Annotated in this window: 14 protein-coding genes and 1 pseudogene; 3 read left to right on the forward strand and 12 right to left on the reverse strand. The window is 71.7% G+C overall.

The genetic code is table 11. From position 1 onward, the window contains the following. The first annotated feature begins 141 nt into the window (after positions 1 to 141). Positions 142 to 699, forward strand: coding sequence for a YceI family protein (locus OHA99_RS10515; protein WP_007387724.1), 558 nt, complete (start codon positions 142 to 144; stop codon positions 697 to 699). A gap of 13 nt (positions 700 to 712) precedes the next feature. Here OHA99_RS10515 and OHA99_RS10520 read toward each other — a convergent pair whose 3' ends face one another. After that, positions 713 to 1,264: a cysteine hydrolase family protein gene (locus OHA99_RS10520; protein ID WP_153177791.1), complete on the reverse strand. Its 552-nt coding sequence runs from the start codon at positions 1,262 to 1,264 to the stop codon at positions 713 to 715. 42 nt (positions 1,265 to 1,306) lie between these two features. Beyond that, entirely contained in the window at positions 1,307 to 1,906 is a 600-nt protein-coding gene (locus OHA99_RS10525) for a TetR/AcrR family transcriptional regulator (RefSeq protein ID WP_405695486.1), read from the reverse strand. Positions 1,907 to 1,981: 75 nt separating this feature from the next. Between OHA99_RS10525 and OHA99_RS10530 the strand changes: the two genes are divergently transcribed. Then, positions 1,982 to 2,980, forward strand: a complete 999-nt coding sequence (locus OHA99_RS10530) for a DMT family transporter (RefSeq protein ID WP_405695488.1) — start codon at positions 1,982 to 1,984, stop codon at positions 2,978 to 2,980. Positions 2,981 to 2,997: 17 nt separating this feature from the next. On the opposite strand, the gene OHA99_RS10535 is transcribed toward OHA99_RS10530, so the two are convergent. From OHA99_RS10535 to ureA, 6 genes are all read right to left on the reverse strand, one after another. Next, a complete protein-coding gene (locus OHA99_RS10535; RefSeq protein WP_405695490.1) occupies positions 2,998 to 4,359 on the reverse strand; it encodes a hypothetical protein in 1,362 nt (453 codons plus the stop codon). Between the two features lie 48 nt (positions 4,360 to 4,407). Then, positions 4,408 to 6,012 carry a citramalate synthase gene (gene cimA / locus OHA99_RS10540; protein WP_054102011.1) on the reverse strand — a complete coding sequence of 535 codons (1,605 nt, stop codon included), beginning with the start codon at positions 6,010 to 6,012 and terminating at the stop codon, positions 4,408 to 4,410. A gap of 309 nt (positions 6,013 to 6,321) precedes the next feature. Next, positions 6,322 to 6,924: a TetR/AcrR family transcriptional regulator gene (locus OHA99_RS10545; protein ID WP_164383126.1), complete on the reverse strand. Its 603-nt coding sequence runs from the start codon at positions 6,922 to 6,924 to the stop codon at positions 6,322 to 6,324. 17 nt (positions 6,925 to 6,941) lie between these two features. Next, the gene (locus tag OHA99_RS10550; RefSeq protein ID WP_165684740.1) at positions 6,942 to 7,961 is read right to left on the reverse strand and encodes an agmatine/peptidylarginine deiminase; all 1,020 of its coding nucleotides are present in this window, start codon (positions 7,959 to 7,961) and stop codon (positions 6,942 to 6,944) included. A 25-nt stretch (positions 7,962 to 7,986) separates the two neighbouring features. Beyond that, a complete protein-coding gene (locus tag OHA99_RS10555) occupies positions 7,987 to 9,669 on the reverse strand; it encodes an urease subunit alpha (RefSeq protein ID WP_366473818.1) in 1,683 nt (560 codons plus the stop codon). Then, positions 9,666 to 10,349, reverse strand: coding sequence for an urease subunit gamma (gene ureA, locus OHA99_RS10560; RefSeq protein ID WP_153177798.1), 684 nt, complete (start codon positions 10,347 to 10,349; stop codon positions 9,666 to 9,668). The genes OHA99_RS10555 and ureA overlap by 4 nt, the downstream gene beginning before the upstream one ends. Positions 10,350 to 10,522: 173 nt before the next feature. Here ureA and OHA99_RS10565 point away from each other — a divergent pair. Then, positions 10,523 to 11,970 (forward strand): annotated as a pseudogene (locus tag OHA99_RS10565) (cytosine permease). A gap of 75 nt (positions 11,971 to 12,045) precedes the next feature. Here the strand turns inward: OHA99_RS10565 and OHA99_RS10570 are convergent. The 4 genes from OHA99_RS10570 to pruA all read right to left on the reverse strand — a co-directional run bounded on the left by OHA99_RS10570 (position 12,046) and on the right by pruA (position 16,598). Continuing rightward, positions 12,046 to 13,134, reverse strand: a complete 1,089-nt coding sequence (locus OHA99_RS10570; protein ID WP_153177800.1) for a branched-chain amino acid aminotransferase — start codon at positions 13,132 to 13,134, stop codon at positions 12,046 to 12,048. 264 nt (positions 13,135 to 13,398) lie between these two features. Continuing rightward, on the reverse strand, positions 13,399 to 14,442 hold the full coding sequence (locus OHA99_RS10575; protein ID WP_405695494.1) for a 3-isopropylmalate dehydrogenase: 1,044 nt from the start codon (positions 14,440 to 14,442) through the stop codon (positions 13,399 to 13,401). A 75-nt stretch (positions 14,443 to 14,517) separates the two neighbouring features. Beyond that, positions 14,518 to 14,649 (reverse strand): hypothetical protein, encoded by a 132-nt coding sequence (locus OHA99_RS10580; RefSeq protein ID WP_007444772.1) that lies wholly within the window; start codon positions 14,647 to 14,649, stop codon positions 14,518 to 14,520. Positions 14,650 to 14,957: 308 nt separating this feature from the next. Further along, a complete protein-coding gene (gene pruA / locus OHA99_RS10585; protein WP_366473816.1) occupies positions 14,958 to 16,598 on the reverse strand; it encodes an L-glutamate gamma-semialdehyde dehydrogenase in 1,641 nt (546 codons plus the stop codon). Positions 16,599 to 16,626: the final 28 nt, after the last annotated feature.

A 16,626-nucleotide genomic window follows, 5' to 3' on the forward strand; every position in this document is an offset into this window, starting at 1 on the left:
CGTCTACCACGCGGGGCGCCGGGAGGGGAACGGCGCCGCGACACGTATGGCGAAGCGGTTGATGACGCCATGGAATAGGTCTAGAGTCGAACTCGTTGGACTGGTTGAACATTCAACATCAAGGCTTCCCTGGAGGATCCCATGACCACGACGCCCGACCTCTCCACGCTGACCGGCGACTACACCGTCGACCCCGCCCACACGACGATCGGCTTCACGGCGCGCCACGCCATGGTCACCAACGTCAAGGGCAAGTTCCTGGACTTCACCGGCACGCTGCACCTGGACGGTGCCGAGCCGTCCCGCTCCACGGCGTCCCTCGACATCACCATGGACAGCATCGACACGGGCTCCCCCGACCGTGACGGCCACCTGAAGAGCTCGGACTTCTTCAACACGGGCGAGCACCCGACGATGACGTTCCGCTCCACCAAGGCGGAGTCCCTGGGCGGCGACGACTACCGCATCACCGGTGACCTGTCGATCCTCGGCACGACCAGGCCGATCAGCATCGACCTGGAGTTCAACGGCGCCGCCAAGGACCCGTTCGGCAACGAGCGCGTCGGCTTCGAGGGCAAGGCGGAGATCAAGCGCTCGGAGTGGGGCCTCACCTGGAACGCGGCCCTGGAGACGGGCGGCGTGCTGGTGTCCGACAAGATCAAGCTGAACTTCGACATCTCGGCGATCCGGCAGGCCTGACGCCCCGTGCCCCTCAGGGGGCGGCGAAGTCCACGTCGGCGGCGGCCCGGACCCGGATACGGCGGCCGGGCCAGCCCATGATCCGGTAGACCGTGTTGCAGTGGGCGATCGAGTGGTCCGCCGGCACGAGGCCGTCGGTCTCCGCCCCGGTCCGCACCGACGTGGTGTGCCCGTCGGCGACGACGACCAGGTCGTAGCCCCGGCTCAGCGCCTGCCGTGCCGTGGTGTCCACGCAGACCTCCGTGGCGAACCCGGTCACGATCACCTCGGTGGCGCCCAGCGCCCTCAGGGTCTCGTCGAGGCCGGTACCCAGGAAGCTGTCCGGGGTCGTCTTGTCGACGACCGGTTCGCCTTCCCGCGGGGCCAGCTCGGGCACGACCCGCCAGCCCTCGGTCCCGGGCACCATGCCCGCGTCCTGCTGCCGCACGGTCACCACGGGCACCCCGGCCGCCCGGGCCCGCTCGCTCAGGCCGGCGATCGCGGCGACCGTCTCGGCGGCCCGGTGAGCCAGGGCGACCGTGGTGTTCTGCATGTCGATCACGAGGAGCGCGGCGGTGGGCGGCATGGGCTCACCGTAGCGCGGTGCCTCGCCCGGGCGCCGCCCGTTTCACGTGTCCAGCAGCTCCCGCACCCGGTCGAGGGCGGCACCGAAGGGGTCGGGGAGGACGCCGACCCCGTGGGAGACCAGCGCCCCCTCGTGCAGCAGCATGAGCGTCCGCGCCAGCCGGTCGGCACCGGCCGCGTCGACGTCGCGGGCCAGGCCGGTGAACAGGTCGAGCATCCACCGCTTCTGCCCGGTGATGACCGGGTACGCCGGATGGTCCGGGTCGCTGATCTCGGCGTGTGCGTTGATCATGCTGCACCCCTTGGCCCCGTACCGCGCCGACCACGCGCGCGACGCCTCGAAGACGGCCACCACCCGGGCGGCGGCCCCCTCCCCCGCCGCCTCCAGCCGCCCCGAGAGCAGCTCCCGCCAGCGCTCGTCCCGTCCGGCCAGGTACTCGACGACGATCTGCTCCTTCGAACCGAAGCGGTCGTACAGCGTCTTCTTGGTCACCCCGGCCTCGGCGGCGATGGTGTCCACCCCGACGGCGTGGATGCCGTGCTCGTAGAACAGCCGCTCGGCGGCCTCCAGCACCCGTCGCGCGCCGGGCGTCATCCGTACGCGGCGCGGTTGCTCATCCGGACCCATGACCTCTGCACCCATGACGGCAAGTATACCGGTCTGTATAGTGGGCACCCATGACGAGTAAACCGATCTGTCTACTCTGATGGGGTCGACGTGAACGTCCTGCTCTCGGCCGCCTTCGTCCTGTGCTGGAGCTCAGGCTTCATCGGCGCCAAGCTCGGTGCCGGGACCGCGGCCGTACCCACCCTCCTGATGTGGCGTTTCCTGCCGCTCGCCGTGGCCCTGGCCGTCGCGGCCGCGGTTTCCCGAGCTGCCTGGCGGGGCCTGACGCTCCGGAGCGCCGGCCGGCAGATCGCCATCGGCGCGCTGTCGCAGAGCGGCTACCTGCTCAGCGTCTACTACGCCATCGAACTCGGTGTCTCCAGCGGCACCACCGCCCTGATCGACGGCGTCCAGCCACTCGTCGCCGGCGCGCTCGCCGGTCCCCTGCTGCGCCAGTACGTCTCGCGCGGGCAGTGGCTCGGACTGTGGCTCGGGCTGTCGGGCGTGGCCACCGTGACGGTCGCCGACGCCGCGGCGGCGGGCGCGGAGGTGGCCTGGTGGGCGTACCTCGTCCCGTTCCTCGGCATGCTGTCGCTGGTGGCGGCGACGTTCCTGGAGGGCCGCACACGGGTGCCGGTCGCGCCCCGCGTCGCCCTGACGATCCACTGTGCGACCAGCGCCGTCCTCTTCTCCGGACTGGCGCTGGCCCTCGGGACGGCGGCACCGCCGGCCGGAGCCCCGTTCTGGCTGGCGACCGCCTGGCTCGTGGTCCTGCCGACCTTCGGCGGCTACGGCCTGTACTGGCTGATCCTGCGACGGTCCGGCATCACGGAGGTCAACACCCTCATGTTCCTCATGGCCCCGGTCACGGCCGTGTGGGGTGCCCTCATGTTCGGTGAGCCCTTCGGCGTCCAGACCGCTCTCGGCCTGGCGATCGGCCTCGCGGCCGTGGTCGTCGTCCGGCGCGGGGGCGGCGCACGGCGCAGTCGGGGGCCCGTGCGGTCCGGCGCGGACGGTCCGGCGGCCGGGAGGCCGGCGGACGGGCGGACGGCTGACAGGTGGACGGCGGACAGGCAGGCGACCGACAGGCAGACGGCAACCGGGCGCTGACACCCGCCGTGCGCGCCTCAGAAGCCGCCGCCGAAGTCCCCTCCGCCCCCGAAGCCGCCGCCCCCGCCGAAGTCGCCGCCGCCGAAGCCGCCCCCGAAGTCGCCGGGATCGAAGTCACCGCCCGAGACGTCGCCGCCCTCGTAGCCGCCGAAGTCTCCGTATCCGGTGCCGTAGCCGGCTCCGTAGGCGGGGCCGGCCATCATGCCGCCCAGCATGGTGCCGACCAGCAGGCCGGGCAGGATGCCGCCGCCGAAGTAGCCGCCCGCCCAGGGGCCGTAGGCCGGGCCCGCGTCCCAGTAGGGGCGGCGGCCGTACTCGGTGTCCACCTCGCGGATCATCGGGTCGCGTCCGTCGGACAGCCGGGCCTGGTCGGCGGCACAGACCGGAACCTGGCGGGTCGAGCCGCCCGGCGGGGTCCAGGTGGCCTCGGCGACGGACGGGCCGTGGCGCGGGTCGAAGAAGCAGGGCGGACGGCGTTCGGGCAGCGGCCTGCCCTCGCGGCGGGCGGCGAGCTGCGCGAGCGAGAAGCGGCCGTCCTCCACCGCCTGGGTGACGGCCCGCACGTCCTCCGGTTTGCGGGCGTCCGCCATGTACGCCTTCGCCTGCTCGTAGGCGTCGAGCGCGCGTTCGTAGTCCGCCCTCATGGCGTCGTCGGCGCCCGGTTCGGCCGGGTGGAAGTCCAGCCGGTCCAGTTCCTCGCCGAACGCCGTGATGTCCTCGTCGACCACCACCCGCAGCCGCTCCAGCGACTCCCGCTGCTCCGCCTCGCGGCGGTGGCGGTTGCGCCGGGACAGCGCGTAGACGCCCGCGCCGCCGATCACCACCACCGCGCCCGCGGTGATCAGGGCACCCGTGGGGGCGGAGCCGCCGCCGGAGTCCCAGGAGGAGGGGGCGGAGCCCCGCACGCTGCGCAGCGCGTCGTCGACGAAGTCGTTCAGCTGGGCCTTGGGATCGCCCGCGCCCTGGACGGCGGTGACCAGGTTGTGCACGCCCTGGCGGCTCAGCACGCTGCTGTCGGCGCGGGCGTCGAAGCGGTCGCCGAGCCGGACGCCGTACAGACCGGTGATGCCGGTCTCGGTGCGCAGGTTCTGGAAGAGGTTCCCGGTCGGGTAGCCGGCCGGGAGCACCGCGACGAAGACGGGCTCGCCCGCGTCCTCGATCTTGTCGGCGAGCGCGTCCGCGTCCGACGTGGACAGCAGGTCGGAGGCGGCCGGGTCCACGTACACGGGGCTCTCGCGCAGGGCCGCGCCGATCTCGGATACGTCGGTCTGCGCCTGGGCGCCGGGCGCGGAGGACGCACCGGCCAACAGCACCACCAGCGCGGCCACGACCGGCGCGACCAGGAGGCGTATGAGGAGTTGCACACGGACGCCACTCATACGTTCGGCGTACCCGAATGCCCCTCAATCAGACATAGCGGATGTTCCTCACTCTGCGGGCGCGACCCCCGCCCGCAGCAGCCCGTACGTGTACGCGTCCTCCAGGGCCTGCCACGAGGCGGCGATGACGTTCTCCGCGACGCCCACCGTGGCCCACTCCCCCGTGCCGTCGGACGTGGAGATGAGGACCCTGGTGGTGGACTGGGTGCCGTGCACGCCCTCCAGGATGCGGACCTTGTAGTCGACCAGGTCGAGCTTGGCCAGCTCGGGGTAGATCTTCTCCAGGGCGACGCGCAGGGACCGGTCCAGGGCGTTGACCGGGCCGTTGCCCTCGGCGGTGGCGACGATGCGCTCGCCCTTGGCCCAGAGCTTGACCGTGGCCTCGTTGGCGTGGCTGCCGTCGGGCCGGTCCTCGGTGATCGCGCGCCAGGACTCGACCTCGAAGTACTTCAGCGGCCTGCGCTCGACCTCGGCGCGCAGCAGCAGCTCGAAGCTCGCGTCGGCGGCCTCGTAGGTGTAGCCCGCCAGCTCGCGCTCCTTGACCCGCTCCACGACCCGGCCGACCAGCTCGCGGTCGCCGCCGAGGTCGATGCCGAGCTCCTTGCCCTTCAGCTCGATGGAGGCGCGGCCGGCCATGTCGGAGACCAGCATCCGCATGGTGTTGCCGACCAGCTCGGGATCGATGTGCTGGTAGAGGTCCGGGTCGACCTTGATCGCGGAGGCGTGCAGGCCGGCCTTGTGGGCGAAGGCGGAGACGCCCACGTAGGGCTGGTGGGTGGAGGGCGTGAGGTTGACGACCTCCGCGATGGCGTGGGAGATGCGGGTCGTCTCGCGCAGCCGGCCCTCGGGCAGCACCTTCTTGCCGTACTTCAGCTCCAGGGCGGCCACGACCGGGAACAGGTTGGCGTTGCCGACCCGCTCGCCGTAGCCGTTGGCCGTGCACTGGACGTGGGTCGCGCCCGCGTCGACGGCGGCGAGGGTGTTGGCGACGGCGCAGCCGGTGTCGTCCTGGGCGTGGATGCCGAGCCGGGCGCCGGTGTCGGCGAGCACCGTGGCGACGACGGCCTGGATCTGCGCGGGGAGCATGCCGCCGTTGGTGTCGCACAGGACGACGACGTCGGCACCGGCCTCGGAGGCGGTGCGTACGACGGACTTCGCGTACTCGGGGTTGGCGCGGTAGCCGTCGAAGAAGTGCTCGCAGTCGACGAAGACCCGGCGGCCCTGCGCCTTGAGGTGGGAGACCGTGTCGGCGACCATCGCCAGGTTCTCGTCCAGCGTGGTGCGCAGAGCCAGTTCGACGTGCCGGTCGTGCGACTTGGCGACCAGGGTGATCACCTCGGCGCCCGACTCCAGCAACGCCCTGACCTGGTGGTCCTCGGCGGCGGTGGCGCCCGCGCGGCGGGTGGAGCCGAAGGCGACCAGCTGGGCGTGCTTGAAGTCGATCTCCTGCCGGGCGCGGGCGAAGAACTCGGTGTCCCGCGGGTTGGCGCCCGGCCAGCCGCCCTCGATGAAGCCCACACCGAAGTCGTCCAGGTGCCGTGCGATGGCCAGCTTGTCCGCGACCGTGAGGTTGATGCCCTCGCGCTGCGCGCCGTCGCGCAGGGTGGTGTCGAAGACGTGGAACGAATCGTCGAGTTCGCTGGTTGCGGTCATGATCTGAAGGCTCCTGTTGGGGATCTCGGTCTACCGGAATGACCGGTTCCACCGTCCGTCTATGATCCCTCGCGCTCTCTTCCCGGCTCGGGTGGGGCCAGGAAAGCGAAAAACCTCTCGCGGGTGCGAGAGGTCTGCGCGCGGGTCGAGGACGACGGTGTCCACCCGTACCTGGTCGTACGTGGTGGTCACTGCGGACCGGCGCGCCTGCTGCCAATAATCATGGCGAACGAGAGCACGGGGGCAGTCTGGCACATTCCGTCCCCCCGTCCACCGCCCGTCTCAGAATGCGAGCGACGGGCGTCCGGATCAGGACCGCGCGAGGAGTCCGTCGGCGAGGAACTCCCGGGCGTGGTCGAGCACCTGCTCCCGGTCCGTGCCCCGCAGGCCGATCGCCACGTGGATGGCGAAGCCGTCCAGGAGGGCCCGCAGCCGGGAGGCGAAGCGGTCGGGGTCGACGGGGCGGAACTCACCGCGGGAGATGCCCTCGGCGAGCAGCGCGACCAGGTCGCGGTGCCAGGCGCCCTCGATGGCGGCCTGCCGGTCGCGGGCCTCCTCGGGGGCGCTCTGCGAGCGGTTCCACACCTCCAGCCACAGCGTCCAGTGCGGGTCGCGGTGGCCGTCGGGGACGTACAGGTCGACGTAGGCGCCGAGGCGTTCGCGGGCGGTGCCGGGCCGGGTGAGCAGCCGGGCGCGCTCGGCGCCCAGGCGGCCCTCGCTCCACTCCAGGGTGCGCAGCAGCAGTTCGTCCTTGGAGCCGAAGTAGTACAGGAGGTGGCCGCTGCTCATGCCGACCTCGCGGCCGAGCGCCGCCATGGTGAGCTTCTCCAGGCCGCGCTCGGCGATCATCTCCATGGCGGCGGCGAGGACGTCCTCGCGGGGCGGGGCCTGCCTGCGCCCACCACCGGCCATGTGCACTCCCGGGTCCTCTAGATCTTCGGCTGCTGCTGCGTGATGCAGTGGATGCCCCCGCCACCCGCGAAGATCGTACGCGCGTCCACCAGGGTCACCGTGCGGCCCGGGTGGAGGCGGCGGAAGATGCCGGCCGCGATCTCGTCGTGGGGGTCGCCGAAGGCGCACAGGACGACGCCGCCGTTGCACACGTAGTGGTTGATGTACGAGTAGTCGACCCAGTCGCCCTCCTCGTTCCTCAGCACCGCCGGGGCGGGAACCTCGACGACCTCCAGGCGGCGGCCCTTGGCGTCGGTTTGGCCGCGCAGGATGTCCAGGTAGAGCTGTGAGCGCTCGTGGTCGGGGTGCCGGGGGTCGCGCTGGCTGTGCACGACGACGGTCCCCGGCCGCGCGAAGGCGGCGACGATGTCGACGTGGCCCTGGGTGCCGTACCTGCCGTAGTCGCCGGCCAGGCCGTGCGGGAGCCAGATCGCCTTGCTGGTGCCGAGCCTGGCGTGGATCTCCGCCTCGACCTGCGCACGGGTCCAGCCGGGGTTGCGGCCGGGGCCGAGCTGGACGGTGTCGGTCAGCAGGACGGTGCCCTCGCCGTCGACGTGGATCGCGCCGCCCTCGTTGACCAGCGGGCTGCTCAGGGCGGGGACACCGGCGAGGTCCGCGACGTGGCGGGCGATCTTGGCGTCGTGCTCCCAGCGGGCCCACTCCTGGCCGCCCCAGCCGTTGAACACCCAGTCCACGGCGGCGAGCCCGCCCTGCCCGTCCGTCACGAAGGTCGGGCCGATGTCCCGCATCCAGGCGTCGTCCAGCTCCCGCTCCACCAGGTCGACGTCCGGACCCAGCAGCTCGCGCGCGGTGTCGCCCTGACCGGGTCCGTGCACCATCGTCACCGGCTCGAAGCGGCGCACCGCGCGGGCCACCGACGCCCAGGCCGCACGGGCCGCGGCCAGTTCCGCGGGGTCGGTGAACGTCGGGTTGGGGCCGGGCCAGGCCATCCAGGTGCGTTCGTGCGGGGCCCACTCGGGCGGCATGCGGAAGGTCATGGAGGTGTCCCAGGTCGGAGAGTGGTCAGAGGAAGTAGAGGCGGTTGAGGGAGACCGACTCGGCGGGTCCGGAGCGCAGCGGGTCGCCGTCGAGGGTGACCAGGCCGGTGCGCTGGTCGACGTCGACAGCGCCGGTACGGGAGTTCAGCCGCAGGTCGGCCGGTCCGATGCCGCGGGTGCCGCGCACCGCGACCCGGCGGCGGCGGGTCGGCAGGGTGTCGCCGCCCTGGTCGAGTGCGGCCTGCGCGACGAACGCCACCGATATCTCGGCGGGCGTGGCACCGTGCGCGCCGAACTGGGGCCCGAGGACCAGGGGTTCGCAGGTGTCGGTGGCCGCGTTCGGGTCGCCGACCACGCCGTACGCCGGGAAGCCCGACTTGAGGACCAGCTGCGGCTTGGCGCCGAAGTGGTCCGGTCGCCAGAGCACGATGTCGGCCAGCTTGCCCACCTCGATCGAGCCGACCTCGTGGGACAGGCCGTGGGCGATGGCGGGGTTGACGGTCAGCTTGGCGATGTAGCGCAGGACGCGCTCGTTGTCGTCGTCCCCGTCGGCGCCGAACTGGGCCTTCATCTTCCCGGCCATGGCGAAGGTGCGGCGGACGGTCTCGCCGGCCCGGCCCATGCCCTGCGCGTCGGAGGAGGTGATGCCGATGGCGCCCAGGTCGTGCAGCACGTCCTCGGCGCCCATGGTCCCGGCGCGGATGCGGTCGCGGGCCATGGCGGCGTCGCCCGGCAGGTCGGTCTTCAGGTCGTGGACGGAGACGATCATGCCGTAGTGCTCGGCGACCGCGTCCCGGCCGAAGGGCAGGGTGGGGTTGGTGGAGGAGCCGATGACGTTGGGGACACCGGCCATCTTCAGCACGTTGGGGACGTGTCCCCCGCCGCAGCCCTCGATGTGGAAGGCGTGGATGGTGCGGCCCTCCAGGACCCGGAGGGTGTCCTCCACGGAGAGGCATTCGTTGAGGCCGTCGCTGTGCAGGGCGACCTGGACGTCGTGCTCCTCGGCGACACGCAGCGCGGTGTCGAGGGCGCGGGTGTGGGCGCCCATGTCCTCGTGCACCTTGAAGCCGCTCGCCCCGCCCTCGGCCAGCGCCTCGATCAGCGGCGCGTCGTGGGAGGACGAACCCCGGCCCAGGAAACCGATGTTGACCGGCCAGGCGTCGAAGGCGCCGAACGCGTGCTTCAGCGCCCAGGGCGAGTTGACCCCGACGCCCCAGACCGGGCCGAACTCCTGCCCGATGACCGTCGTCACGCCGGACGCGAGCGACGCCTCCATGATGCGCGGGGAGAGCAGGTGGACGTGGGTGTCCACAGCTCCCGCGGTGGCGACGAGCCCCTCGCCGGACACGATCGAGGTGCCGGTGCCGACCACGACGTCGACGCCGTCGAGGGTGTCGGGGTTCCCGGCCCGGCCGATGGCGTGGATGCGCCCCTCGCGGATGCCGATGGACACCTTGCGGATGCCCTGCACCGCGTCGATCACCACCACGTTGCTGATCACGACGTCGCAGGTGTCGCGGACGGCGGCGGCCCTGAGGTGCAGTCCGTCACGGGCGGTCTTGCCGAAGCCGGCGAGGAACTCGTCGCCGTGGCGCTGCGCGTCGGACTCGACGCGGATCACCAGCCCCGAGTCGCCGAGGCGCAGCCGGTCCCCGGCGCGGGGGCCGTGGGTGGCGGCGTAGGCGTACGGGTCGATGTCGGTGCTCATCGGTCTGCTCCCAGATATCCGCAGGCGGCGGCCCGGCGCAGGGCCTCTTCCCTGGCTCCCGGCGCGTCCAGCGGGCCGTCGACGAGACCGGCGAAGCCGATGGCCACGCGCGCGCCGCCGATCGGCACGAGTCCGACGTCGACGCGTTCGCCGGGGCCGAAGCGGACCGAGGACCCGGCGGGGACGGCCAGGCGCATGCCGTAGGCCCGCTCGCGGTCGAAGTCCAGGCGCGGGTTGGCCTCGAAGAAGTGGAAGTGGGAGGTCACGGAGACCGGCACGGTCGCGGTGTTGACGACCGGGAGACGCAGCGCGGCCTCGGGTTCGGCGTGTCCGGGCCCCGGCAGCAGGGCGCCGGGGGCCTCGGCGCCGAGCCCGCCGCCCCCGACCGGGTCGGAGACGACCGCGAGGCGGGAGCCGTCGTCGAAGACGGCCTCGACGTGCACCTCGGTGACCACGTCCGCGACGCCCGGCAGGACGTCGTCCGGTCCGAGTACGGACCGGGCACGCTCGACGGCCTCGGCGAGCCGCGCGCCGTCGCGGGCCGCCTCGCACACGGTGTCCGCGATCAGCGCGGTCGCCTCCGGCACGTTCAGCCTGAGCCCGCGGGCCCGGCGGGCGCGGGCCAGCTCGGCCGCCCCGAAGAGCAGCAGCCGGTCACGTTCCGTGGGAGTCAGTCTCACGACGCGACACCTCCTTGCCTTCCCGAGATTAGAGCATCACTCTAAACGTAAACATCACTCTAAACGCGGAATACATGCAACGGAACCGTTGACGAGCAGCCGCGGCAACCGTCACATTGAACGTCGCTCTAAACCTCGGAGCAGCCTCGGACGGCCGTCGAAGGAGACCAGCCATGCCGATAGAACAGCGCGGAGTCGACACCATCCCCGAAGCGGAACGCACCAGCGGGCCCCGGGACCTGGTCTCGATCCTGCTGGGTCCAACCTCTGCCTGGGCGTGATCGTCTTCGGCTGGCTGCCGCCGTCCTTCGGCCTCGGCTGGTGGGCGTCGGTGGGTTCGGTGGTGGCGGGGACGGTCGTCGGCACGGTCTTCACGGCCCCGCTGGCCCTGATCTCCCTGCGCACCGGGACCAACCTGTCCACGTCCTCCGGCGCCCAGTTCGGGGTGCGCGGACGGCTGGTCGGCTCGGTGGTCGGCCTGCTCCTCGCCCTCGGCTACACCGCGCTGACCGTGTGGATCGGCGGGGACGTGATGGCGGGCGTGCTGGGGCGGCTCTTCGACCTGCCGCAGGGCGGTGCGACCTACGCCGTCGTCTACGGCCTGCTCGCCGCCGCGACCGTCGCGGGCGCCGTCTACGGCTACCGGGTGCTGCTCGCGATGTCCAAGGTGCTGGCCTACGGCATGACGGCTCTGCTGGTCATCGGCGTGATCGCCTACGCACCCGACTTCACCACCGCCGCGCTGCCGGAGGCGGGCGGATACCTGCTGGGCGGGTTCTGGCCGACGTGGCTGCTGGCCGCCGTCGCCGCGGGACTGTCCGGGCCGATCGCCTTCATCACGCTGCTCGGCGACTACACCCGCTACATCTCCCCGGCCCGCTTCTCCTCCCGCCGGGTGCTGCACGCGACCTGGCTGGGGCTGACGCTGGGACTGCTGGTCCCGCAGCTCTTCGGCACTTTCACGGCGTACGCCGCCCGCGCCGCACTGGACTACGCGGGTCCGCTGGTCGACGCCGCCCCCACCTGGTACCTGCTCCCGCTGCTGCTGGCCGCCTCGGCCGGCTCGGTCGGCAACGCGGGCCTGATGCTGTACTCGATGGGCCTGGACCTGGACGCGATCCTGCCGCGCGCCTCCCGCGCCCGTGCCACCTGCGCGGTCGCCGTCGTCGCCACGGCCTGCGTGTTCGCCGGGCACTACGCCTGGGAGGCGCAGTCGGCGATGACGTCCTTCGTGCTGCTGCTGACCGCGATCGGCACCCCGTGGGCGGTCATCACGATGATCGGCTCGGTCCGCTGCCGGGGGGTGTACGACGCGGACGCCCTCCAGGTCTTCAACCGCCGGGCGCGGGGCGGGATCTACTGGTACCGCTCCGGCTGGAACGTCCCCGCGACGTTCGCCTGGGCGGTGGGCGCGGTGGTCGGCGTCCTCGCCGTGTCCCTGCCGTCGTACGAGGGCCCGCTGCTGTCCCTCACCGGCGGGGTGGACTGCAGCTTCCTGCTGTCGGGGCTGGTGGGCGGGGCGGTGTACGTGGCGTTGCCGCAGCCCCGGGCCGGCTCGTCGGAGGAGCCCGGGGTCGACACACTCAGCCCGCTTGGGGGTGCCCCCTCTGGGGGAGTTTGAGGACGAGGCCGTTCAGGCCGAAGCGGGGGTCTGGGGGCGGCAGCCCCCAGCGGGCCCGCCCCCACGCCGGGTGCCTCAGACGAGCGTGTGCATCCACCCGTGCACGTCCGCGACGGTCCCCCGCTGGATGTCCAGCAGCGCGTCCCGCAGCCGCTGCGTCACCTCGCCCGTCTCGCCGCCGCTCTGCTGCCACTCGGCGCCGGACCGCTTGACCGTGCCGACGGGGGTGATCACGGCCGCCGTACCGCAGGCGAAGACCTCGGTGAGGGTGCCGTTCTCCGAGTCGCGCTGCCACTGGTCGACGGAGACGCGGCCCTCCTCCGCCTCGTAGCCCAGGTCACGGGCGACGGTGAGCAGGGAGTCGCGGGTGACGCCCTCCAGGATGGAGCCGGTGAGGGTGGGCGTGATGATCTTGTTTCCGTACACGAAGTACAGGTTCATGCCGCCCAGTTCCTCGACCCACTTGCGCTCGATGGCGTCGAGGTAGCAGACCTGGTCGCAGCCCTTGGTCGCCGCTTCCGCCTGCGCGAGCAGCGACGCCGCGTAGTTGCCGCCGGTCTTGGCGTCGCCCATGCCGCCGGGGACGGCGCGGACGCGGTCCTCGGAGACCCAGATGGAGACCGGCTTGACGCCGCCGGGGAAGTAGGCGCCGGCCGGGGAGGCGATGACGAGGAAGAGGTACTCGTTGGCCGGCTTGACGCCCAGGCCGACCTCGGTGGCGATCATGAAGGGGCGCAGGTAGAGGGACTCCTCGCCGCCGTGCGCCGGGACCCACTTCTCGTCCTGCTTCACCAGCGCGTCGCAGGCCTCGATGAAGGTGTCGACCGGAAGCTCGGGCATGCCCAGGCGGCGCGAGGAGGCCTGGAAGCGGGCGCCGTTCTTCTCCGGGCGGAAGGTGGCGACGGAGCCGTCGGGCCGGCGGTAGGCCTTCAGGCCCTCGAAGATCTCCTGCGCGTAGTGCAGGACCATGGTGGCCGGGTCGAGGGAGAGCGGGGCGTACGGCACGAGCTGGCCGTCGTGCCAGCCGCGGCCCTCGGTCCACTTGATCGTCACCATGTGGTCGGTGAAGTGGCGGCCGAACCCGGGGTTGGCCAGAATCGCCGAGCGCTCGGAGTCCGAGAGCGGGTTGGCGGAGGGCTTGAGCTCGATCGTGGGCGTCGTCATGGGTGGCTGTCCTTCACCGGTATGGGTTGTGACGGGCCGCGGTCACGCCCGTACGGCCGGTGGCCGGTGCTAGGACGTCCGAGCATTCCCTCAAGTCGCGGCTTCGCGTTCGATTATCGCGCGCGACCCACGGTGGATGAAACGGGGTGAATGCGGCCCAGGGTTCGATGGTCGCACCTGGCGGACGCAGGAGAAAGCCGCCGGGTGCCTTGTATTGGGACCCGGCGGCTTCGAAACGGATTCGATCGAGTGGCGCGGCGGGCGTCAGCCGGCTACTCGTACGGCGAGCGCGTCGCCGATCTCCGAGGTGGAACGGGCGGGCAGGTCGCCGCGCTCGCCGAGGTCGGCCGAGACCGCCTCCTCGATGCGGGCCGCCTCGGCCTCGTACCCGCGGTGGCGCAGCAGCAGGGCGACGGACAGGACCGTGGCGGTCGGGTCGGCCTTGCCCTGGCCGGCGATGTCGGGCGCGGAGCCGTGCACCGGCTCGAACATCGAGGGGAAGGCGCCGGAGGGATTGATGTTCCCGCTGGCGGCGACGCCGATGCCGCCGGAGACGGCCGCGGCGAGGTCGGTGATGATGTCGCCGAACAGGTTGTCGGTGACGATCACGTCGAAGCGGGCCGGGTCGGTGACCAGGTAGATGGTCGCGGCGTCGACGTGGATGTAGTCGGTGGTGACCTCGGGGAACTCCTCCGCCACCTTGTTGAAGATGTTGGTCCACAGGTGGCCCGCGAAGGTCAGCACGTTGTTCTTGTGGACCAGCGTGAGCTTCTTGCGGGGGCGGGCCTGGGCGCGGGCGAAGGCGTCGCGGACGACGCGCTCGACGCCGTAGGCCGTGTTGACGGAGACCTCGGTGGCGACCTCGTGCTCGGTGCCCTTGCGGATGGTGCCGCCGTTGCCCGTGTACGGACCCTCGGTGCCCTCACGGACGACGACGAAGTCGATCTCGGGCTGGCCGGCGAGCGGGGTGGCGACGCCGGGCAGGAGCTTGCTCGGGCGCAGGTTGACGTGGTGGTCGAAGGCGAAGCGGAGCTTGAGCAGGAAGCCGCGCTCCAGGACGCCGGACGGTACCGAGGGGTCGCCGATCGCGCCGAGCAGGATGGCGTCGTGGCCCTTGAGGGCGTCGAGGTCGGCGTCGGTGAGGGTCTCACCGGTGGCGTGGTAGCGCCGGGCGCCGAAGTCGAACTTCTTGGTCTCCAGCTTCACATCCTGCGGAAGGACGGCGGAGAGGACCTTGAGACCCTCGGCCACGACCTCCTGGCCGATGCCGTCACCGGGAATCACTGCGAGATTGAGGCTGCGAGACATGACGGCACCCTATCGCTCGTCCCACGGGATGACATGCGGCGTCCGCCATGCGGACGCCACGGTCGTCCGCGCCGCTCAGTGGCCGGTGGCGCCGCCGTTGTCCCGGCGGTCGAGGGCGCGCTGGAGGGCGGCCGCGGCGTTCTTGCGGTCGGAGTCGCTGGTACGGGAGAGGTGGCGGACACGGCGGCGGACGGTGGTCTCGGCCATGGGAATCGACTCCTTCGGCACAGCACACGGAGGTGCGGAGAAAGGGGATTGCATGAGGCCGGAAGGGGCGGGGAGCGCGGTGCCGCAGGGGTTGCCTGCTCGGGCACGGTCTCGCAGCCGCCCTTCGCTCGATCGAGCGGGACGTTCGGCTCCTACAAAGTTAAGGGAGCCCGCCGCGTCTGTCTGCACAATTACTCGGACTTCCTACTATCTGAGACGGTGCCTTCGCTCACACCGCCCCGACCTGCCAAAACGCCCGGCGGGCCAGGTCCGTCGACCTGGCCCGCCGGGCGGTTCGCGCGCGGGTGTCAGCCCATGTGCGGGTACGAGTAGTCGGTCGGCGCGACCAGCGTCTCCTTGATGGCGCGGGTCAGCGTCCAGCGCATCAGGTTCTGCGGGGCGCCGGCCTTGTCGTTGGTGCCGGAGGCGCGGCCGCCGCCGAAGGGCTGCTGGCCGACGACGGCACCGGTCGACTTGTCGTTGATGTAGAAGTTGCCGGCCGCGTAGCGCAGCTTCTCCATCGTGTACGCCGCCGCCGCACGGTCGTTGGAGACGACCGAGCCGGTGAGCGCGTAGTCCGAGACCGACTCCATCTGGGTCAGCATCGCGTCGTACGCGCCGTCGGCGCTGTCGTCGTACACGTGCACGGCGAGGAAGGGGCCGAAGTACTCGGTGCGGAAGACCTCGTTCTCCGGGTCGGTGCACTCGACGACGGTCGGACGGACGAAGTAGCCGACCGAGTCGTCGTAGGAGCCGCCCGCGACGATCGTGCAGGTCTCGTCCTCCTTGGCGCGGTCGATGGCGGCCTTGTTCTTGGCGAAGGACCGCTCGTCGATGACGGCGCCGAGGAAGTTCGACAGGTCGGTGACGTCACCCATGGTGAGGTAGTCGACCTCGGCGGCGAACTCCTCCTTGAACCCGTCGTTCCAGATGGACGCCGGGATGTACGCGCGGGAGGTGGCGCTGCACTTCTGGCCCTGGTACTCGAAGGCACCGCGGGTCAGCGCGGTCTTGAGCACCGCGCGGTCCGCGCTCGGGTGGGCGACGAGGAAGTCCTTGCCGCCGGTCTCGCCGACCAGGCGCGGGTAGGTGCGGTACTTCTCGATGTTGTTGCCGACCGTCTTCCACAGGTGCTGGAAGGTCTTGGTCGAGCCGGTGAAGTGGATGCCCGCGAGGTCCCGGTGCTCCAGGGCGACCTCGGAGACCGCGATGCCGTCGCCGGTGACCAGGTTGATGACGCCCTTGGGCAGCCCGGCCTCCTCCAGGAGCTGCATGAGCAGCACGGCGGCGTGGGTCTGCGTCGGGGACGGCTTCCAGACCACCACGTTGCCCATCAGGGCCGGGGCGGTGGGCAGGTTGGCCGCGATCGCGCTGAAGTTGAACGGCGTGATCGCGTAGACGAAGCCCTCCAGCGGGCGGTGGTCCATGCGGTTCCACACGCCCTGGGAGTTGGCCGGGGGCTGCTCGGCCAGGATGTTGCGGGCGTAGTGGACGTTGAAGCGCCAGAAGTCGATCAGCTCGCAGGGGCTGTCGATCTCGGCCTGCTGGGCGGTCTTGGACTGGCCGAGCATGGTGGAGGCGGCGATGGTCTCGCGCCACGGGCCGGACAGCAGCTCGGCGGCGCGCAGGATGATCGCCGCGCGGTCGTCGAAGGACATCGCGCGCCACGCGGGGGCGGCGGCCAGGGCGGCGTCGATCGCGTCCTGGGCGTCCGCTTGCGTGGCGTTGGCGTAGGTGCCCAGGCGGGACTTGTGGTTGTGCGGCTGCACGACGTCGAAGCGCTCACCGCCGCCCATCCGCTTCTCGCCGCCGATGGTGCAGGGAAGGTCGACCGGGTTGTCGGCCAGCTCCTTGAGCCTGGCCTCCAGACGGGCACGCTCGGGCGAACCGGGCGCGTAGCCGTGCACCGGCTCGTTGACGGGGGTGGGGACCTGGGTCACAGCGTCCATGGGTTCCGTAACTCCTTTAACTGAGCGG

This window comes from Streptomyces coelicoflavus (assembly GCF_045041415.1).
GTDB classification, from domain to species: Bacteria; Actinomycetota; Actinomycetes; order Streptomycetales; family Streptomycetaceae; genus Streptomyces; species Streptomyces coelicoflavus.